Source organism: Aeromonas sp. (assembly GCF_050633025.1).
In the GTDB taxonomy this organism is placed as follows: Bacteria; Pseudomonadota; Gammaproteobacteria; order Enterobacterales; family Aeromonadaceae; genus Aeromonas.
The window spans coordinates 1-19,676 of the sequence record NZ_JBODRQ010000063.1 but is presented as its reverse complement, the minus strand read 5'-3'; the positions used below and the strand labels follow the sequence as shown (position 1 = coordinate 19,676).

The 19,676-nt window shown below is 58.9% G+C and carries 14 protein-coding genes and 1 riboswitch; of the genes, 9 read left to right on the top strand and 5 right to left on the bottom strand.

Annotated features, from left to right (window positions below; genetic code table 11):
* Positions 1-84 precede the first annotated feature (84 nt).
* From ACRAUW_RS10320 to phoU, 4 genes are all read left to right on the top strand, one after another.
* Positions 85-2,322, top strand: a complete 2,238-nt coding sequence (locus ACRAUW_RS10320) for a phosphate ABC transporter permease (RefSeq protein WP_431362205.1) — start codon at positions 85-87, stop codon at positions 2,320-2,322.
* Positions 2,323-2,354: 32 nt separating this feature from the next.
* Positions 2,355-4,004, top strand: coding sequence for a phosphate ABC transporter permease PstA (pstA, locus tag ACRAUW_RS10315; protein WP_335838966.1), 1,650 nt, complete (start codon positions 2,355-2,357; stop codon positions 4,002-4,004).
* 133 nt (positions 4,005-4,137) lie between these two features.
* A complete protein-coding gene (gene pstB / locus ACRAUW_RS10310) occupies positions 4,138-4,956 on the top strand; it encodes a phosphate ABC transporter ATP-binding protein PstB (RefSeq protein WP_005334102.1) in 819 nt (272 codons plus the stop codon).
* A gap of 84 nt (positions 4,957-5,040) precedes the next feature.
* Entirely contained in the window at positions 5,041-5,751 is a 711-nt protein-coding gene (gene phoU / locus ACRAUW_RS10305; protein WP_236346667.1) for a phosphate signaling complex protein PhoU, read from the top strand.
* A gap of 90 nt (positions 5,752-5,841) precedes the next feature.
* Here phoU and ACRAUW_RS10300 read toward each other — a convergent pair whose 3' ends face one another.
* Positions 5,842-6,498: a hypothetical protein gene (locus ACRAUW_RS10300; protein ID WP_431362204.1), complete on the bottom strand. Its 657-nt coding sequence runs from the start codon at positions 6,496-6,498 to the stop codon at positions 5,842-5,844.
* 136 nt (positions 6,499-6,634) lie between these two features.
* Positions 6,635-7,978 (bottom strand): anaerobic C4-dicarboxylate transporter, encoded by a 1,344-nt coding sequence (locus tag ACRAUW_RS10295; RefSeq protein WP_431362203.1) that lies wholly within the window; start codon positions 7,976-7,978, stop codon positions 6,635-6,637.
* Positions 7,979-8,643: 665 nt separating this feature from the next.
* Positions 8,644-8,813: riboswitch (M-box (ykoK) riboswitch) on the top strand.
* A 122-nt stretch (positions 8,814-8,935) separates the two neighbouring features.
* Here ACRAUW_RS10295 and mgtE point away from each other — a divergent pair.
* Entirely contained in the window at positions 8,936-10,279 is a 1,344-nt protein-coding gene (gene mgtE / locus ACRAUW_RS10290; protein ID WP_431362202.1) for a magnesium transporter, read from the top strand.
* A gap of 62 nt (positions 10,280-10,341) precedes the next feature.
* Here mgtE and ppx read toward each other — a convergent pair whose 3' ends face one another.
* From ppx to ACRAUW_RS10275, 3 genes are read right to left on the bottom strand one after another with little or no spacing between them, the layout of a single operon-like run.
* The gene (ppx, locus tag ACRAUW_RS10285) at positions 10,342-11,832 is read right to left on the bottom strand and encodes an exopolyphosphatase (protein ID WP_431362201.1); all 1,491 of its coding nucleotides are present in this window, start codon (positions 11,830-11,832) and stop codon (positions 10,342-10,344) included.
* Positions 11,822-13,891, bottom strand: a complete 2,070-nt coding sequence (ppk1, locus tag ACRAUW_RS10280) for a polyphosphate kinase 1 (protein WP_431362200.1) — start codon at positions 13,889-13,891, stop codon at positions 11,822-11,824. The genes ppx and ppk1 overlap by 11 nt, the downstream gene beginning before the upstream one ends.
* 58 nt (positions 13,892-13,949) lie before the next feature.
* Positions 13,950-14,462: a glycine cleavage system protein R gene (locus tag ACRAUW_RS10275; RefSeq protein WP_431362199.1), complete on the bottom strand. Its 513-nt coding sequence runs from the start codon at positions 14,460-14,462 to the stop codon at positions 13,950-13,952.
* A gap of 197 nt (positions 14,463-14,659) precedes the next feature.
* Between ACRAUW_RS10275 and ACRAUW_RS10270 the strand changes: the two genes are divergently transcribed.
* The 4 genes from ACRAUW_RS10270 to ACRAUW_RS10255 form a co-directional block, all read left to right on the top strand.
* Positions 14,660-15,538 carry a DUF2726 domain-containing protein gene (locus tag ACRAUW_RS10270; RefSeq protein ID WP_431362198.1) on the top strand — a complete coding sequence of 293 codons (879 nt, stop codon included), beginning with the start codon at positions 14,660-14,662 and terminating at the stop codon, positions 15,536-15,538.
* 263 nt (positions 15,539-15,801) lie between these two features.
* The gene (locus ACRAUW_RS10265) at positions 15,802-17,223 is read left to right on the top strand and encodes a sigma-54 dependent transcriptional regulator (RefSeq protein ID WP_431362206.1); all 1,422 of its coding nucleotides are present in this window, start codon (positions 15,802-15,804) and stop codon (positions 17,221-17,223) included.
* Between the two features lie 106 nt (positions 17,224-17,329).
* Complete coding sequence (locus tag ACRAUW_RS10260; protein WP_431362197.1) at positions 17,330-18,364, top strand: sensor histidine kinase; 1,035 nt, start codon at positions 17,330-17,332, stop codon at positions 18,362-18,364.
* A partial coding sequence (locus tag ACRAUW_RS10255) for a sigma-54-dependent transcriptional regulator (RefSeq protein WP_431362196.1) occupies positions 18,361-19,676 on the top strand: 1,316 nt, incomplete at its 3' end. The genes ACRAUW_RS10260 and ACRAUW_RS10255, both read left to right, overlap by 4 nt.

The window sequence follows — 19,676 nt, the reverse complement described above, 5'->3', positions numbered from 1 at the left end:
CTTATTTTAGGGTGGCGGATGTAACAAAACTGTCATGCAACCGCCATATAATGCCGCGAAGCCTAGCTTACATTGAGGTCTTGCATGTCATCGGAATCGTTAAACCTGGTCATGGCGGGCAGTAGAAAACGCCGGATCAAGGATAAATTGGCCAAATATGGCGTCACCACAGGCGGAGCCCTGGTACTGGTGGCGCTGCTGCTTATCTTCTTTTATCTGCTCTATGTGGTGAAACCCATCTTCAATGGCGCCTCCATGGAGCCGACCGCCTCGTTTACCCTGCCTGCCGCAGGGAAGACCGCCTGGCTCGGCGTGGAAGAGCAGAACGAGATCGGCTATCGCTTCAGCGATAAAGGGCAGGTCAACTTCTTCGCAGTCCAGGGAGATGACAAGATCAAGGTCGGCCAGTCACTGGGTCAGGCCCAGGTTGCTGGTGACATCACCACGGTAGCGACCCCGGCTCCTGGTCAGCGGCTGATCGCCTACGGCTTTGCTGATGGTAAGGCGCAGGTCGTCCAGCCAGCGTTCAAGGTCTCCTATCCCAACGATGTGCGGGTGATTGAACCCAGCCTGCAATATCCCTTCGGCGAAGAACCTGTGGTGATCGACCCGCAAGGGAAGGCACTGCAACTGATGGTGTTCGAAGCCACCAAGGACAAGATGGCGACCGCCGCCGTGACCGAAGATGGTCGTGGTGTGATGACGGTGATGAGCGGTGAGGAGAACTTCCTCTCCGGGGAGATTGAGTGGAGCAGTGAAAACTACACGATTCCCTCCCTGCCGCGCCATGTGGATCAGATGTTGCTGACCCCCAATCTGCGGATCCTGTTCGTGCGCGAGGGCAATCGCCTCTCCGTCTATGACATTCATAACCTGAGTGAAATCTCCCTGCGCAACGTGCTGGAGATCAATGCCCCCAACGCCAATGTGACCCGGGTTCAGCTGCTCTCCGGCGCCTCTTCACTGCTGGTAGGTAATGACAACGGCGTGATTTCCCAGTGGTTCGAAGTGGCGAAGGATGGCAAACGCCAGTTCACCCAAATTCGTGACTTCAAGGGGGATGGTGCGGTAGAACTGCTGACTCCCGAGCACTTTCGCAAAGGCTTCATCAGTGCCGACAAGGACGGCATCATCAGCTTCTTCCACGCCACCGGCGAGACCAAGCTGCTGACCGAGACGGTGGAAGGTGGCGAACTCTCTGCTCTGGCCATCTCCCCCCGTCACAATCTGTTGCTGATGCAGCAAGGGAATACCTTCAAGCTCTTCTCTGTGGAGAACGAGCACCCCGAAGTGACCTGGTCTGCCCTCTGGCAACAGGTGTGGTATGAAGGGTATCCGGAGCCCCAGTATGTGTGGCAATCCACCTCCGCCAGCAACGACTTTGAAGCCAAGCTGAGTTTGGTGCCGCTGGTCTTCGGTACGCTGAAAGCCTCTTTCTACGCCATGGTGTTTGCTGTGCCGCTCGGCGTGGCCGGTGCCATCTATACCGCCTACTTCATGTCGGCGGGGCTGCGCAAATACGTCAAGCCGACGGTCGAGATCATGGCGGCGCTGCCGACCGTTATCCTGGGCTTCCTGGCGGGTCTGTGGCTGGCGCCCATCATCGAGGGTGCGTTGCCCGGGGTGATCCTGCTACTGATATTGCTGCCGATGGGAATGTTGCTGACTGCATTGCTCTGGAACTATCTGCCGGAGCGCGGCAAGTCCTGGCTGCCGGAGGGGTGGCACGCCATCCTGCTGATCCCGGTGCTGCTGCTGATTGGCTGGGGGGCGTTCGCGCTGAGCCCGCTCATCGAGAATGCCTTTATGCACGGCGATTCGCGCATCTGGCTGACTCACGAAATGGGCATCAAGTTTGACCAGCGTAACTCGCTGGTGGTCGGTATCGCCATGGGCTTTGCGGTCATCCCCACCATCTTCTCCATCGCTGAAGATGCGGTCTTCTCTGTGCCCAAGCACCTGACCCAGGGCTCGCTGGCGCTGGGGGCCACCCCGTGGCAGACCCTGAGCCGGGTGGTGATCCTCACCGCGAGCCCGGGCATCTTCTCTGCGGTGATGATGGGTCTTGGCCGCGCCGTGGGCGAGACCATGATCGTGCTGATGGCTACCGGCAACACCCCCATCATGGACTTCTCCATGTTCCAGGGGCTGCGCACCCTCGCCGCCAACATTGCGGTGGAGATGCCGGAGTCGGAAGTGGGCAGCTCCCACTATCGGGTACTGTTCCTCGCGGCCTTCGTCCTGTTTGTGTTCACCTTTATGTTCAACACCCTGGCCGAGTTTGTCCGTCAGCGGTTGCGTGAAAAATACAGCTCGATGTAAGGGGCGGCTCTGTAATGGACAAGGAATCGACAATGGGTAAGTGGTTTAAATCAGGGGCCCCCTGGATCTGGATGACCGGCGGTGCCGTCAGCCTGAGTCTGGTGGCGGTACTGGGTCTGCTGCTGCTGATCGGCTGGCGTGGTCTGGTCTACTTCTGGCCGCACCCCATCTATGAGTGGCAGCTGGAAGATGCCAGCGGTAACAAGAGCGTACTGATCGGCGAAATCAACGATCGCGAGCAGGTACCGGTGGAGCGACTGCGCGCCGCAGGTCTGGCGCTGGAAGGGGAAGAGCGCGAGCTGCTGACCCGCTACCTGGTCAAGACCGGCAACCGCGAGTTCGTTGACCTCGATTTTCGCTGGGTGCTGGAGACGGACATCAAATCCCAGAGCCAGCCAGCCGAGCTGGCCATGGTTGAGCGTGCCACCAACGGCAACTTCTATGGCTATATCGTCGGGGTGAAAGAGGATGGCCGCGAGCTCACCGCTGATCTGCATCCTGCCCTGCAGCGGGTGCTGGCGCGAGCCAATGCACTCTCCGAACAGGCCAACGATCTGCAAAAAGGGGACATCGGTAGCATCAACTATCAACTGGAGCGGCTGCGCCTGAAAGAGCGCAAGGCCGAGCTGGATGACAAGCTGACCGATCAGCTCAAAGCCGAACTGGCCAGCGAGCGTCAGGCCCTCAACGATCGCTATCAGGTGCTGGAAAAAGAGCTCTTCTCCCTGCGTAGCCAAGCGGACCGCGACGCCATCACCGTCAAGGATATGCGTGGCGAGCTGGTGACCATGCCGATGTCCAAGGTACTGGACGTGGTATGGCCCAACGACATGAGCCTGCTGGCCAAGGTGGGTCACTGGTTCCACCAGATCGGCAAGTTCGTCTCTGACGATCCCCGTGAAGCCAACACCGAGGGCGGGGTGTTCCCGGCCATCTTCGGCACTGTGTTCATGGTGTTCCTGATGGCGATCATCGTGACCCCGCTGGGGGTGGTAGCGGCAGTCTACCTGCACGAATATGCGGGCAAGAACAGCCTGACCAAGATCATCCGCATCGCGGTGATCAACCTGGCGGGCGTGCCCTCCATCGTTTACGGCGTGTTTGGTCTGGGCTTCTTCGTCTACACCCTCGGTGGCTCGCTGGATCAGCTGTTCTATCCGGAAGCGCTGCCGAGCCCGACCTTTGGCTCACCCGGCGTGATCTGGTCGGCGCTGACCCTGGCTATCCTGACCCTGCCGGTGGTGATTGTCTCCACCGAAGAGGGGCTGGCGCGGATCCCGAGCACCATCCGTCAGGGCTCGTTGGCACTGGGCGCGACCCAGGCCGAGACCCTGTGGCGCATCGTGCTGCCGATGGCGAGCCCGGCCATCATGACCGGCCTTATTCTGGCGATTGCCCGTGCAGCCGGTGAAGTGGCGCCGCTGATGCTGGTGGGGGTGGTAAAACTGGCACCGACCCTGCCGATGGATGGCAACTTCCCGTATCTGCATGTGGAGCGCAAGTTCATGCACCTGGGCTTCCACATCTATGACGTCGGCTTTCAGAGCCCCAACGTCGAGGCGGCCCGCCCGCTGGTCTACGCCACCTCCTTCCTGCTGGTGACGGTGATCGTGGGCCTCAACCTGACCGCTATCGGTATTCGTAACCACTTGCGCGAGAAATTCCGGTCGCTGGAGCATTAATCCGGCGCCGCATGAGTGATACAAGAGTGAGATAACAGAGGGGCGGCCGAGCGCGAGCCGCCATCTCTCTGCACCAATACGTGAGGGGCGCCGGCAGCTGTCCGGCCACTCCAGATAGATTTTGAGGTAACAGATGATCAACGTAACGACCACGTCTACCCAGCACACCGCGCTGGACCTGCTCAACCTGACCCCGGAGCAGACCGCGCTGGAGGTGAAGGATCTCAACCTGTACTACGGCAGCAAGCAGGCGTTGTTCAACGTCAACATGAAGATCCCCAAAGGGCAGGTGACCGCCTTTATCGGCCCGTCAGGCTGTGGCAAATCGACCCTGCTGCGCTGCATCAACCGGATGAACGATCTGGTGGAGATCTGCCGCATCGAGGGGGAAATTCAGCTGCACGGCCATAACATCTATGACAAGAGCGTCGATGTTTCCGCCCTGCGCCGTCAGGTGGGCATGGTGTTCCAGCGCCCGAACCCGTTCCCCAAGTCCATCTACGAGAACGTGGTCTATGGTCTGCGCCTGCAGGGGATCAACGATCGTCGCACTCTGGATGAAGCGGCCGAGCGCTCCCTGCGCGGTGCGGCCCTGTGGGACGAGGTGAAGGATCGTCTGCATGACAACGCCTTCGGTCTCTCCGGTGGTCAGCAGCAGCGTCTGGTGATTGCCCGCGCCATTGCCATCGAGCCGGAAGTGTTGCTGCTCGATGAACCGACCTCGGCGCTCGACCCCATCTCCACTCTCACCATCGAGGAGCTGATCAACGAGCTCAAGAGTCAGTTCACCGTGGTGATCGTGACCCACAACATGCAACAGGCTGCGCGCGTATCTGATCAGACCGCCTTCATGTATATGGGCGAGCTTATCGAGTACTCGGATACCAATACCATTTTCACCACACCGGCCAAGAAAAAGACCGAAGACTACATCACCGGTCGCTACGGTTAAGGAGAGGAGAGGATGAATCTCAGCAAACAGATTGGCAGTCAATTCAACGGCTAAGGCATAATCGGAGCATCAAGGACTATTTGTATGGACAATATGAACCTCAATAAACATATCTCCGGTCAGTTCAATGCCGAGCTCGAGAGTGTGCGCAACCAGGTGCTGGTGATGGGTGGCATGGTGGAGCAGCAGCTCACCGACGCCATCGCGGCGATCCACGATCAGGATCTCGATGCGGCGCGCAAGATCGTGGCCAATGACCACAAGGTCAACGCGATGGAAGTGGCGATCGACGAGGAGTGCACCCGCATCATCGCCAAGCGTCAGCCGACAGCCTCCGACCTGCGACTGGTGATGGCCATCATCAAGACCATCACCGATCTGGAGCGCATTGGCGACGTGGCCGACAAGATCGCCCGCATGCTGACCGACAACGCCAACAAGCCGCAGCCGCCGCTGGTGTCTCTGGAGAACATGGGCCGTCGTACCATCAAGATGCTGCACGATGTGCTCGACGCCTTCGCCCGGATGGATCTGGATGCGGCGCTGGCGGTCTACAAAGAAGATGACAAGGTAGACCGGGAGTACGAGTCCATCATCCGCGAGCTGATGACCTATATGATGGAAGATCCCCGCACCATCCCCCAGGTCCTCAACGTCCTGTGGGCGGCGCGAGCCATCGAGCGGGTCGGCGATCGCTGCCAGCACATCTGCGAGTACATCGTCTACTACGTGAAAGGCAAGGATGTGCGCCACACCAAGGCGGACGATCTGGGCACCTTGCTGGGCAAGGGCTAAGCGGAAAGTGAATAGAAAGGCGCGTCAGGCGCCTTTTTTATTTCGATTTTTCGTGCGTACAGAGCGTGCGGGTCAGATGACGTGGCGTTGCTACCTCTGCGGCTCGGCCAGATAGGCCAGATGATCCTGCCGCCTTACCTGCCAGCCCGCGAGGTACAGCGGGGTGGCAAAGCCCGGGCCGTCCGTCACCATGGTGTGGTACTCCCCCTGTTCGCCGCAGGCATCGAAGCCCTTGCGCTCGGCCTGTTGCTGCAATTTCGCGAGGGTGGTGGCATCGAGTATGCGTCCCACCCACTCGGGGGCCAGCACCCGGGTATCAACGCAGGATATATGGGCGATGATGCCGCGTGCCAGCATGTCTGTCAGCAAGGTTTGACGAGATTGCTGCCAGAGTGGGGTATGGACGGTGAGCCCCAGTGGGCGGCAGCGTTCGCGGATCCAGTTTGGCGCCCCCGCCACGCTGTCGATATCGCCAGTAACCACCCCGTCGAGGGCCCACTCCTGCTGCAAGCGGCTCAGCGCCGTCTCATAGCTCTGCTCGAACGGTGCTTCTATGGTGACCAGCAGATGGGGTAGCCCGAGGGCCGCCGCCTGACGGCGTACTAATGGCAACGGATGAGCGAGAAATAGGGGATCTGGTGGGGCAAAGGTAGCCAGTGCCACCACCTGAAGACCCGCTTGGCGGGCATGACAGAGGGCCAGCATGGCATCTTTACCACCGCTCCAGAGCAGGATGACGCGAGACATAAGGTAAGTTCCAAGGATAAGAGGAGGCATGCTAACCAGTGTGCGGCCGGTTGGTAAAGTGCGATGAGTCATGGGGGGGAGAAATGAGACAGGCCCCGGAAGGGGCCTGTCAGGCGGGCTGAACAGCGGGCGCAGATTAGAGCAGAATGCTGGTCAGGATATAACCCAGGGTACAGGAGGAGATTACCCCGATCAGCCCCGGAATGATGAAGCTGTGGTTGATGATGAACTTGCCGATACGGGTGGTGCCGGAGCGGTCGAAACCGATACAGGCCAGGTCGCTCGGGTAGGTCGGCAAAACGAAGTAGCCGTAGCTCGCCGGCAAGAAGGCGATCAGTAGCTTGGGCTCCACTCCCAGCGCCAGCCCCATGGGAGCGATGGCGGTCAGGGCGGCAGCCTGGCTGTTCACCAGCTTGGAGATGAGGAACAGTACTAGGGCGTAGGTCCAGGGCTGGGCCTGCACCACGTGGGCCAGGGTCTCTTTGAGCAGTGGCATGTGAGCCTGGAAGAAGGTCTCACTCATCCAGGCAACCCCGAACACGGAGAAGATGGCGACCATGCCCGCCTTGAAGACGGCACCGTTGGAGATATCACCCGGCTTGACCTTGCAGCGCATCAGGATGATGGCACCTGCGATCAGCATCATCATCTGGATCACCAGGTTCATGGAGAGCGGGCCTGTCTTCTCCTTGATAGTAAAGACGGGGCGCAGATCCTCATAGGCTCCCAGCAAGACCACGGCAGCGATGGCGGCGAAGAAGATCCAGGTTGACCAGTAGGCCTCTTTCGGGAACTTGGTGTTGAGCAGGGTCTCGCCACCACCATAGATGAAGGCACGCTGCTCCGGGTCTTTGATCTTGGCCTGGAACTCTTCGTCCTTGTCCAGATCCTTGCCGCGACGCAGGCTCCACAAAGCAGCGATGATAACGCCGGCCAGGGAGGAGGGGATGGCGACCATCAGGATGTCGAGCAGGCCATAAGCCTGACCGATACCGTGACCTGCAGCCAGAATGGAGACCATGGAGACCACGGCAACGGAGACCGGGGAGGCGCAGATGGCCATCTGGGAGGCAACGGAGGCGACAGCCATCGGGCGCTCGGGACGGATGTTCTTCTGCAGCGCGATGTCGGCGATGATGGGGAACATGGTGTAGACCACGTGGCCGGTACCGCACAGGAAGGTGAGGGTCCAGGTGGTGAGCGGTGCCAGGATAGTGATGTATTGCGGGTGACGGCGCAGCAGACGCTCGGCCACTTGCATCATCAGGTTGAGGCCACCGGCAGTCTGCAGGGTGGCGGCGCAACCGATCACAGCCAGAATGGTCAGCATTACCTGAACAGGCGGTTCGCCCGGCACCAGGCCGAAGACGAAGGTCAGCAGGAAGAGACCGATACCACTGATGAGACCGAGTCCCATGCCCCCAAAGCGGGTACCCAGCAGCAAACAGCCGAGCACCACCAAAAATTCCATCAAGATCATTCCATCACCTCGTGTGATTCAACCCATGTTGCCGCGGGTAGCTTTAACCATGATAACCATGAATTGTCATTGTCTGTTTTATTTAGCCCAAAAGGGTTAGTTGTTATTTTGCTCCCCCCTATAGATAAAAAAATTGAGTTACTTCAATAACTCGATGAAATTTTGATTAAACAACTTAAAAACCACCTATTGACTATAACGTTAATACCGCTTGTGGTTTGGTATCACTTGGGGCTTGTCGCTATGAAAGCGACAGATGAAGAGTCGGATGGGAACTAAACATGTAGGGAAAGTGGAAAAAAAAGGGGCTGATCCGGCAAGAAAACCCACCAAAAGCAGCCTCTCGTCTCACCTATATCTGCAAGTCGCAACTTGTGCCGCTTTGCTCAGCGGCCCAGCAGATAGCGGCTCAGATAATCCTGGTTCCGCATGCGATCATGGTTGATGAGTCAGGAAAAGATATGCCGAGCGATAACTGCCATATCGAACTGCAATCGTACAGGTTGAGCGCGTCTATCACCGCTCCGCAACATAGCTTTGTGTCATCTCCTGCCAATTGTAACAAGCTGTTGCTGTCGCCCGTTACATGGTCGCTGCATGGTTGATCTCCAGGCAATACTGGATAATCATGCCGCCCGCACAACAGAGGGTTGTGCGAATTATTTGCAGCATCTCGTTAGGCGAGGCTCCTGTATAAACACAGGCCACTGATCTCACGACGTCCAGAGACGCCCAAGATCAGGACAGTTTTCATCGGATTAAGGTGTAAACCCAAGTGGCTTCCGGCATGCCGGATACGTTATACAGTGCTAAAGCTGGTACGTGGGGATGATGACACGCCGAACGGCGTCATTTCCTGCCTATTACTCGTCAATCAAATTGCTGTTTTCTTGTCGTTGCATCCGGCTATTTCCGGAGGCATTCAGGCTCGCCTGAAATCACATGAGGATATCTGTGATGAAGAAAACACATACCATTCTTAACCGTCACCAACTGCTCGATCTGGCCGCCCTGCAGGGTTGGCTGGAACATAATCTGGATCCGGTTCAGCGCGCCGAGCAACTGCTGACCCTGCGTCCGGAAGAGCTCAACTGTATCTTTGATACCCTGCCCATCCCGCAAGGTGCCGAACTGCTCGGCTCACTCTCGGCCGAGAGTGCCGGGCGCCTGTTGCAGCGGCTCCATGGCAGCATCGTCAGCGTGTTGCAGGAGGCTATTCCCCGCCGTGATATGGTCGCCATCCTGCGCAAACTGAGTCGTCAGGATCGCACCATGTTGCTGGCTCGCTTCCCGACCCAGGCTCAGGCCATGTATAACTCCCTGCTGGATTGGCCCACCGAGTCAGTGGGGGCCAACATGCGCCACGAATATCTGGCGGTGCGGGAGGAGGACACGGTTGGTCACGCCAAACAGCTGATCCACGATGCCTGGGACAATGCCCAGCTGTTTCGCCATATCTATGTGGTCAACGGGGATGGTCGTCTGCAAGGGAGCCTCTCCCTCAAGACCCTGCTGATCGCCGACCCGCTGGCCAGCGTTGCGACCCTGATGGACCGGGAGACGGTACGGATCAACGCTCGGGCGGATCAGGAGCTGGCGGCGCGCCTGCTCATCGACCGCGACCTGTCAGTATTGCCGGTCGAGGATCAGGGGCGACTGGTCGGTATTTTCCACGTCGATGATGCAGCGGATATTTTGGAGCTCGAATCCACCGAGGATGCCGAGATGCAGGGGGGCTCATCACCGCTCGATACCCCTTACTTGCAGGCGACGCCCTGGCAGCTGTGGCGCAAACGGGTGGGTTGGCTGCTTATCCTGTTTGTGGCGGAAGCCTACACCGGCACAGTGCTGCGGGCATTTGAGGAGCAGCTGGAAGCGGCTATCGCGCTGGCCTTCTTCATTCCGCTACTGATCGGTACTGGTGGTAACAGCGGCACCCAGATCACCACCACCATAGTACGAGCCATGGCGGTCGGGGAGGTGAGTCTGCGCAATCTCGGCACCGTGCTGAAAAAGGAGCTCTCCACCGGTCTGCTCATCTCGGGGGCCATTGCCATGGCGGCCTGGGTACGGGCATGGAGTCTTGGCGTTGGTCCCCAGATCGGCATGGTGGTGACCTTTACCATCATCGCCATCGTGCTCTGGAGTGCCACGGTCGCGTCCATTATTCCCATGGTGCTGCGTCGTTTTCGCATCGACCCTGCGGTGGTGTCTGCGCCGTTCATCGCGACGCTGGTGGATGGTACCGGCCTTATTATCTACTTCGAGATGGCCAAGTGGTTGCTGCCCGAGTTGCAGTAACGGGTGGAAAGATAAATGCAAAAGGCAGCCAGTGGGCTGCCTTTTGCATTTATCTTTCCGGTTTAGCCGAGCTGGAATAACAGTGGCCAGCCCTGTTCCTGGCAATAACGATGCTCCTTCTCCAGATTCTGCATCAGCAGGCGGTTATCCTCGCACCAGTCGATCGGCAGGGTCACTACCAGCTGATCGCCTTGCACTGCGACTCTCCAATCAGGCAGCAGGTTGTCCTGACGCTTGTGGTGAGCGGCGACTGCGAGGCGCAGGATGCGGATGCAGCGCAGCACCGTCTGCATGTCGTGGTTGGGCAGGGGCGGCAGCTCGGAGAGCTTGAGCCCCTTGCGCTGAAAGCGTACCAGCGCAGCCAGCAGGGCCTGATCGTCCTGGTTGAAGCCGGGCAGGTCGGTGTGTTGCAGGATATAGGCGGAGTGGCGATGAATGCCGCTGTAGTTGATGGCAAGGCCAATTTCGTGCAGCCGCGCCGCCCAGCCGAGGATGGCGCGATAGGGCTCTCTCTCCATCTGCCAGGGCTCTTGCAAGGCATCGAACAGGGTCAGCACGCTCTGCTCCACCCGGGCGGCTTGTTTGCGGTCCATCCGGTAGTGGGTACCGAGCGCTTGTGCCGTTCGTTCGCGAATATCGTGGTGCTGCAAGCGCTCCTCGAACTCATACAGCAGCCCTTCGCGCAGTGCGCCGTCAGAGTAGTCCAGTCGCTCGATGGGCAGCGAGGTAAACAGGCCGAGCAGGATGGCGACCGCAGCGGCAAACACCTCCTGACGCTCCTCGGTAAGCCCGACCAGTTTGAGGTTATCGACTCGCTTGCGCTCAATCATCAGCGCCTTGAGCCGCTCCAGCCCCTCCAGCGTAATACTGCCATCGGTCAGCCCCTCACCTTGCAGCACATCGCGCACGGTGCGGATCGAACCTGAGCTGCCAAGGCAGCTCTGCCAGCCCAGCTTGCGGTACTGGTTGACGATGGGGGCGAGCTGGTGCTGCGCCTCCAGCACGGCGGCGTTGAAGGCCTTCTCGCTCAGCTTGCCGTTGGCAAAAAAGTGCTGGGTAAAGCTGACACACCCCATCTTGCGACTGGTGAGGGCCTTGTGCTCAAACCCTTCGCCTATGATGAGCTCCGTGCTGCCGCCACCGATATCGATCACCAGTACCTGGCCTTCGATATGCTGGGTATGGGCAACCCCCTGATAGATGAGCCGTGCTTCTTCCTGCCCGCTGATGATCTCGATGGGGTGGTTGAGCACCTTGGCTGCTTCACTCACAAATTCGCGCGCGTTGCTGGCACGGCGCAGGGTATAGGTACCTGCGATGCGGATCTGGTCCGGCTTGATATTGGTGAGGCGTTCGGCAAACAGTGACAGGCAGGCGAGGCCGCGTTCCATCGCCTCTTGGCTCATTCGTTTCTGCTCATCCATTCCTTCCGCCAGACGCACCCGCTCCTTGATGCGATCGACGATGCGAAAACGCCCTTCGCTCAGATGGGCGATCACCATATGAAAACTGTTGGAGCCGAGATCTACGGCGGCATAGAGACTATTGTCCATTGTTTGACTCGATACGTTTGAGATAGTCGTAAATCGCCACCTGAGAGCGGATCTTGCGGCGGTTGCCCCGCTTCACATATTCGTTCTGCTGGTCGGCATCGATGACCCGCGCCTTGCAGGTATCACTCAGTTGTAGCTCGAGAATGTCCATGATGCGCAGCTTGAGCCGCTCGTCATAAATGGGGGTGCCCACCTCGATCCGGCCGTCGATATTGCGGCTCATCCAGTCGGCGCTGGAGATATAGAGCTGGGGGTTGCCCTTGTTGTGGAACACCATCACCCGCGGGTGCTCGAGGAAGCGGTCGATGATGCTGATCACCTTGATGTTGTCACTGAGGCCCGGTACGCCCGGGCGCAGGGCGCACATGCCACGGATGATCATCTGGATCGGCACCCCGGCCTGACCGGCGGCATAGAGGCGGTTGATGAGATCCTTGTCCACCAGATTGTTGATCTTGAGGGTGATGCCGCTGGGCTGGCCTGCCTTGGCGTTGGAGAGCTCGTTATCGATGAGGCGATAGAGTTGACGGCGGCTGTTGATGGGGGAGACCAGCAGGTGGTTGAATTTGTAACGCTTATAGGGGTACTCGATGTATTCAAACACCCCTTCCACCTCGGCGGTGATATCCGGATTGCGGGTGAGCAGCGAGAAGTCGGTGTAGATCTTGGCGGTCTTCTCGTTGAAGTTACCTGTGCCGATGTGGGCATAGCGCACCGCTTCCCCGTTCTCATGCCGGGTGATAAGGCAGAGCTTGGAGTGGATCTTGAGGCTTGGCACTCCGAATACCACCTTGACCCCGGCATCGGTAAGGATGTTGGCCCAGTCGATGTTGGCTGCCTCATCGAAACGAGCGCGAAGCTCGACCACCACGGTCACCTTCTTGCCGTTATTGGCGGCATCGATGAGGGAGTGGATGATCCGCGACTTCTTGGCCACCCGATAAATGTTGATGCGAATGGCGCTCACTGCCGGATCGAACGCCGCCTGACGCACCAGCTCGGTGAAGTGGTGGAACTTGTGGTACGGGTAGTAGAGCAGAATATCCTGCTTGGTGATGGCATCGAAGGCGTTGACGAAGCCGTCGAAATCATGGCAATCGAGGGCCGGCAGCTTGGGGTTTTCCAGATAGTCCCGGCCCACGTTGGGGAAGCCGATGAAATCCTTGAAGTTGTGGTAGCGCCCGCCCGGCATGATGGCGTCGTAGGAGCTGATCTGCAGCTTGAGTTTCAAGAAGCTTATCATGGCCGCCGGCATCTCCCGCTCGTAGACGAAGCGCACTGGCATGGCGGTGAGGCGTTGTTTCAAGCCGTCACTCATCTTGTCTACCAGGCTCAAGTCCAGCTGGTCGGAGAGATCGTATTCGGCATCCCGGGTCAGCTTCACTGCATAGGCAGCAATCTCGTCATAGTCGAAGAAGCCCTTGAAGATCTCGTCCAGACAGAAGCGGATGACGTTGTCCAGAATGATGATCTGCTTCTTGCGGCGGGTCCCTTCCGGCGGCAGCTGGAAGAAGCGGGGCAGGTCATCGGTCGGCACTTCCACCAGGGCGTACTGGATCACCTGACCGTTCTTCTTCATCTCGATGGCCAGATAGGTGTACTCATCCTTGAGGAACTTGACCGGGTTGACCTCCTTGTTGAGCAGGATCGGGATGATGTGGCGCAGCACCTTCTCCTTGAAGAAGACCCGCAGCCACTTCTGGATGGCATCGGATAGCTGGTTCTCGTTGACCAGAAAGATGTTGTGGCGGGCCAGCGCAATCAACAGCTCCTTGTAGGTGTTGTCGAACGCTTCGCCAAGTGCCATTACCTTCTGCTGGATGGCGCGCAGCAGCACTTTCGCTTCATCATCGCCGCCATGAACTTCATTGATGAGAATGCGGCGCTTGACATCCGATACCCGAACTTTAAAAAACTCATCCTGGTTGGAGGAGAAGATCCCCAGAAAACGAACCCGCTCGATGAGGGGCACCGTCTTGTCCATCGCCTCTTGCAACACCCGTTCATTGAATGAGAGCCAGCTCAGCTCTTTCTCTTCATACAGCTTGTCGGTGCTCATGTTATGCCTCTGTACGGCTGGTGTGACGTGAATATATGACAGAAAAGTGACCGCAATATTACTCGGGCATCGCCTCGTCAATATCGACCATCAGGTCATCGGAGAGAGACTCCAGCGCAGCGACAAGGCGCTCCATCTCCAGCCCGTCAGGCAGGGCCACCAGCGCATGGGCATAGAAGAGCGGGGCGCCGGAGTGGGGGGCCGGTTCACAGCCGGTGGTGAGATCGGCCACGTTGATCTCGAGCTGGCGCAGTATGCTGGCCACTTCGAGAACGATGCCGGGGCGGTCATTGCCGGTCACCGTCATCATCACCTGATGTCGCGGATCGGCGGTGGGAACTCCTTCGGCAAAGCTGATGGTGAGTCCCGGCAGCAGGGCCAGTGCTTCGCACAGGCTGCGATAGTGCTCATCGGGGACAGAGACATGGAGTATACCGGCAAACTGACCCGCCAATTCGCTCATGGCGCTGCCCAGCCAGTTGCCCTGCTCGCGGCTGATGACGGCTGCCAGGCTCTCGACGATCCCGGGTTTGTCAGTACCGATCACGGTGACCACCAATTGCTTTTGCATCCTGCTCTCCTTGAAACTGGAACTCTTGCTCGATCCCCATTGTGCCTGCTGTGGCTGGTCATATGAACCCCCGCTTGACGGCAAATAGATAAAAAGGTGGGACTTTTACACTTTCCATACGCTTGTCTGCTGCCTTGCTTCGTGGTGGCTGTGGTAAAGTAGTTACCCTTTCGTGTTGTGAACTGGATCGTGCTCTCATGAATACCCTTGTCCTGTCGGGATTGCTGTTGCTGGCGCTGCTTGTGCTAGCGATCTTCTGGAGCAGAGGCAGACAGCAAAAGCGCCTGCCCTATGATGTGCAGGAGACCCTGTTCAGTCCCGCCGAGCGATCGTTTCTCGGGGGGCTGGAGCTGGCGGTGGGTGACAAGGCCCGGGTCTTTGCCAAGGTGCGGGTGGCTGATGTGCTGACACCGCAGGTCGGGCTTGGAAAAAGCAAATGGCAGCAGCACTTTAACAAGATCAGCGCCAAGCATTTCGACTACCTGCTTTGCCACCCCGCGGATCTCTCCTTTATCTGCGCGATCGAGCTCGATGACAGTTCCCACCGTCACCAGAAGCGCAAGGCGCGTGATCTCTTTCTGAAAACGGCCTGCGACAGTGCCGGTCTGCCGTTACTGCAGATCCCGGCAAGTAGCCACTATCTGGTGGAAGAGCTGCGTGAACAGATCCTGCCGCTGCTAGTCAAAACCAGTGAACCTCTGGCAGAGGGGGGGGCACACGGGGCTCGTCGTGAGCCGACCTTTAACCCTCTGTTGCTGGACGGCGTGGATATCGGTAACGGGACAGGCGGTCGCATCGCCCATGCGGAGGCCATCTCGCCAGTATCGTTTCACGAACCCGTTATTCAGACCAGGGGCACGGTCGAGCCTGCAACGAGTGAGGACGAGCTGGTCGATGGCCTGTTCGCCGATATGGATGATGATGAAGCGCAGGAGGTGCACCACTGCCCTCGCTGCGATGCGCTGCTGGTGGAGCGGGAGGCGAAAAAAGGTCCTTATGCCGGTCGGCTCTTTCTGGCCTGCAGCCGATTTCCCGAGTGTCGTTATGCGGCGCCGCACCACCATAACCAGCACTGAGTTCGTTGTACCCTGTTGCATGCTGCCTTTTGGCTGGGGCCGTTTTTTCTGCAACTGGCGGCACTGGTTGGTAGCGTGGCATGCAGAAAATATCTTGGCAAATTTGGCTGGTTTTTCGTTTCTGTCGATACACTTAGTCTGATACGACAATTTTTGACAATATGTCGGATTTTTGGCACTTTGTGCCGGTCATAACATCGTTAGTCGATGTTTTTTGACCCAATAAAACAATAAGTTAGTTCAGGACATTGCGAGGGATGGATATGGTGGAGATGGGCGTGTTGATTGTTGATGCCGATGCGCAGCGGCGTCAGCAATTGGGTACCGTGCTCTCGTTTATGGGGATACCGTGGCAAGAGGTGGCGCAAAGCGATCTGGATGTGGCCATCGAATCCTCCGGTCCGCTACAAGGGGTGCTGGTGGGAGAAATGAGTGGTCGTTCCTTGTCTGAGCTACTGGCTGCATTTCCCCGTACACCATTCATCTCGCTGATTGAGGCCGAGCTGCCCAACAGCAACTTTATCGGTGTTGCCCTGTCCCCCTTTACCTATGAGTCGCTGACGCGTCACTTGCACTTCTGTCAGGCCTTTGTCTCGCTCCACCCCCGGCAGCAGACCCACGACAAGGGGCAGACGTTACTGCGTCTGCTGGTAGGTAAAGGTAAGGGGATCCAGGAGGTGCGTCGCCTCATCAGCCAGGTCGCCGAAACTGATGCCAACGTGCTGATCCTTGGCGAATCTGGCACCGGCAAAGAGGTGGTGGCGCGCGCTATTCACGAACTCTCTGCCCGCTGTCGCGGCCCCTTCGTGCCCATCAATTGTGGCGCCATTCCGGCTGAGCTCTTGGAGAGCGAGTTGTTCGGTCACGAGAAGGGGGCGTTTACCGGCGCCATCGCGGCCCGTCGCGGTCGTTTCGAGCTGGCGCAGGGGGGCACTCTGTTTCTCGACGAGATTGGCGATATGCCGATGCCGATGCAGGTCAAGTTGCTGCGGGTGCTGCAGGAGCGGCTGTTCGACCGGGTCGGCGGCGGTAAGCCTATCCAGGCCGATGTACGCATCATTGCAGCAACTCACCGGGATCTGGAGGCGCTGATCCGCAGCCAAGGTTTCCGCGAAGATCTCTACTATCGTCTTAACGTATTCCCCATAGAGACGCCGCCACTGCGGGATCGCATCGATGATATTCCCCTGTTGCTGCAGGAGCTGCTTAATCGCCATGCCGAGCAGCATCACAGCACGATCCGTCTGACCCAGCGGGCGCTGGAGTCGCTGATGCAGTACCCCTGGCCCGGCAACGTGCGCGAACTCTCCAATCTGCTGGAGCGTCTGCTCATTCTCTACCCGCACCAGATCATCGATGTGGCAGAGCTGCCGAGCCGTTATCGCCTGTTGCCGAGCGAGCCGCGGGATGAACGGCTGACCGAAATGGACGAGCGCGATGCGCTGGCGGCTGTGTTCCTGGATCCGCCAGAGCTGGATCACTCCCTCACCTCGGCCCGCACCATGCAGTTGCCGGAGGAGGGGGTCAACCTCAAAGAGATGCTGGCTGACCTTGAAGTAGAGTTGATCCGTCAGGCGCTGGAGTCGCAGGACGGGGTGGTGGCCCGCGCCGCCGATCTGCTCGGTATGCGCCGTACCACCCTGGTGGAGAAGATGAAAAAGTACGGGATGAGCAAGGACGTCTGAGGGTCAAAGCCTTGACGCCCACACGCAAACTATTGTTTTAGTTGAAATAATTTAGTGGCATGGAAATTGAATAACCTGACCCAATAGCCAGTTTGAGGTCAGGTTTATGACAATCCAGCAACAGGACATGCCACTCCAGTCCCACGAAGTGAGCCAGCTCTATGCCATCTTCAAGGCGCTCCCTACCGGGGTGTTGCTGCTTGACGGGGCCGGGGTGATCACCCGCGCCAATCCGGCGGCCATCTCCCTGCTGGGGGAGCCGCTGGAAGGGGAGCTCTGGCGCCACATCATTGCTCGCTGCTTCGAGCCGCGCGAGGATGATGGCCATGAGATCTCTCTGCGCGACGGGCGCCGGGTGCAGCTATCGACCCAGCCGCTGCCGGATCAGAGCGGCCAGCTGGTTTTTATCAACGACCTGACCGAAACCCGCAAGCTGCAGGATCGCATCAACCATATGAAGAGGTTGTCGGCGCTTGGCAATATGGCTGCCTCGCTTGCTCACCAGATCCGTACCCCGCTCTCCGCCGCCATGCTCTATGCCGCCAACTTGGCCAACCGTACCCTCAAGCCGGAATCCCGCACCCAGTTTCAGCAAAAGCTGATGGCCCGTTTGCAGGATCTGGAGAAGCAGATCAACGACATCCTGCTGTTTGCCCGCAATGGCGACAATCAGGTGGTCACCCCCATCTCGGTACAAGGATTGCTGGCCGAAGTGCAGGCCGGTGCCGAGGCCTTCTGCCAGCAACAGTGCTGCGAGCTGCACATGGAGGCGCCGGAGCCAGATCTTTGTCTGCTGGCCAACAGCAGTGCGCTGGCGAGCGCCATCAACAACCTGATTGCCAATGCCCAGCAGGCAGGGGCTACCTCGCTGCTGGTCAGCGCGGTGCGCAGCGGTGCCAGGGTGGAGATGCGCGTCATCGATAATGGCAAGGGGATCCCTTCCCATCAGCTAGGTCAGGTATTCGAACCCTTCTTTACCACTCGCTCTCAGGGCACTGGCCTGGGGTTGGCGGTGGTGCAATCTGTAGTGCGTGCCCATCAGGGGGAGGTCGGTGTGGCCTCGGTTCCCGGTGAAGGCACCTGCTTTACACTGTCGTTCCCCCTGCACCAGCAACCGGTGCAGCTTGGAGGTGTAGCATGACTCAGGCCCGGATCCTGGTAGTGGAAGATGACAATGGCCTTCGCGAAGCGCTGGTGGACACCCTTTTGCTCGGCGGTTATGAGTGCCGTGAAGCGGACAGCGGCGAGCGGGCTCTGCTGGCCCTCTCCCGTCAGCCGTTTGATATGGTGATCTCCGATATCCAGATGGGGGGGATGGACGGCCTCACCCTGCTGGCCACCATTCGCCAGCAATATCCGCAGATACCTGTGCTGCTGATGACTGCCTACGCCAACATCGACGGCGCGGTGCGCGCCATGCGCGAAGGGGCCATCGACTATCTGGCCAAGCCATTTTCGCCGGAGGTGCTGCTCAATCAGGTCAGCCGCTATGTGCCCGCCCAGAAGGTGGAGAAGCGCGCAGTGGTTTACGGGGACCCCAAAACTGCCGAGCTGTTCCAGCTGGCGACCCGGGTGGCCAGAAGCGAAGCGACTGTGATGGTGACCGGCCCGAGCGGGACGGGTAAAGAGGTGCTGGCCCGTTACATTCACGACAACTCCAGCCGCGCCGAGCAGCCCTTCGTCGCCATCAACTGCGCCGCCATTCCGGAAAACATGCTGGAGGCGACCCTGTTTGGCTACGAGAAGGGGGCCTTCACCGGAGCGGTGCAGGGGTGCCCGGGCAAGTTCGAGCAGGCACAGGGGGGCACACTGCTGCTCGACGAGATCACCGAGATGGATCAGGGGCTGCAAGCCAAATTGCTGCGGGTGTTGCAGGAGAAAGAGGTGGAGCGGCTCGGCAGTCGCAAGATGATCCCGCTGGATGTACGGGTCATCGCCACCAGCAACCGGGATTTGAAAAAAGCAGTGCAGGATGGCCTGTTCCGCGAAGATCTCTACTATCGCCTCAATGTATTCCCGCTGCGCTGGTCTGCCCTCTGTGAGCGGCCCGGCGACATTCTGCCGCTGGCGGAGCACCTGCTGGCCCTCCATGCCAGCCAGCAGGGGTTGCCGACACCACAGCTGACGGATGCCTCGCGGGAGCGGCTGCTGGCCCACCCCTGGCCCGGTAACGTGCGGGAGTTGGATAACGTGGTACAGCGTGCCCTGATCCTCAGCCCCGACGGGGTCATTGATTGTGACCACCTCATTCTGGAAGAGCTGGACGAGCAGGAGATGGAGTTTGTCAGCGTGGAGCGCAGCTATGGCGGTGATCGCCTCGGCAACGAGCTCAAGCAGCAGGAGCACCAGATCATCCTCGACACCCTGCAAGATTGTAACGGCAGCCGCAAGGCGGTGGCCGACCGACTCGGCATCAGTCCGCGCACCCTGCGCTACAAGCTGGCCCAGATGCG

Excerpts from the sequence above, each read along its gene's own strand:
- ACRAUW_RS10320 (WP_431362205.1), top strand. The coding sequence starts at position 85 with ATGTCATCGGAATCGTTAAACCTGGTCATGGCGGGCAGTAGAAAACGC.
- pstA (WP_335838966.1), top strand. The coding sequence starts at position 2,355 with ATGGGTAAGTGGTTTAAATCAGGGGCCCCCTGGATCTGGATGACCGGC.
- pstB (WP_005334102.1), top strand. The coding sequence starts at position 4,138 with ATGATCAACGTAACGACCACGTCTACCCAGCACACCGCGCTGGACCTG.
- phoU (WP_236346667.1), top strand. The coding sequence starts at position 5,041 with ATGGACAATATGAACCTCAATAAACATATCTCCGGTCAGTTCAATGCC.
- ACRAUW_RS10300 (WP_431362204.1), bottom strand. The coding sequence starts at position 6,498 with ATGTCTCGCGTCATCCTGCTCTGGAGCGGTGGTAAAGATGCCATGCTG.
- ACRAUW_RS10295 (WP_431362203.1), bottom strand. The coding sequence starts at position 7,978 with ATGATCTTGATGGAATTTTTGGTGGTGCTCGGCTGTTTGCTGCTGGGT.
- mgtE (WP_431362202.1), top strand. The coding sequence starts at position 8,936 with ATGAAGAAAACACATACCATTCTTAACCGTCACCAACTGCTCGATCTG.
- ppx (WP_431362201.1), bottom strand. The coding sequence starts at position 11,832 with ATGGACAATAGTCTCTATGCCGCCGTAGATCTCGGCTCCAACAGTTTT.
- ppk1 (WP_431362200.1), bottom strand. The coding sequence starts at position 13,891 with ATGAGCACCGACAAGCTGTATGAAGAGAAAGAGCTGAGCTGGCTCTCA.
- ACRAUW_RS10275 (WP_431362199.1), bottom strand. The coding sequence starts at position 14,462 with ATGCAAAAGCAATTGGTGGTCACCGTGATCGGTACTGACAAACCCGGG.
- ACRAUW_RS10270 (WP_431362198.1), top strand. The coding sequence starts at position 14,660 with ATGAATACCCTTGTCCTGTCGGGATTGCTGTTGCTGGCGCTGCTTGTG.
- ACRAUW_RS10265 (WP_431362206.1), top strand. The coding sequence starts at position 15,802 with ATGGTGGAGATGGGCGTGTTGATTGTTGATGCCGATGCGCAGCGGCGT.
- ACRAUW_RS10260 (WP_431362197.1), top strand. The coding sequence starts at position 17,330 with ATGACAATCCAGCAACAGGACATGCCACTCCAGTCCCACGAAGTGAGC.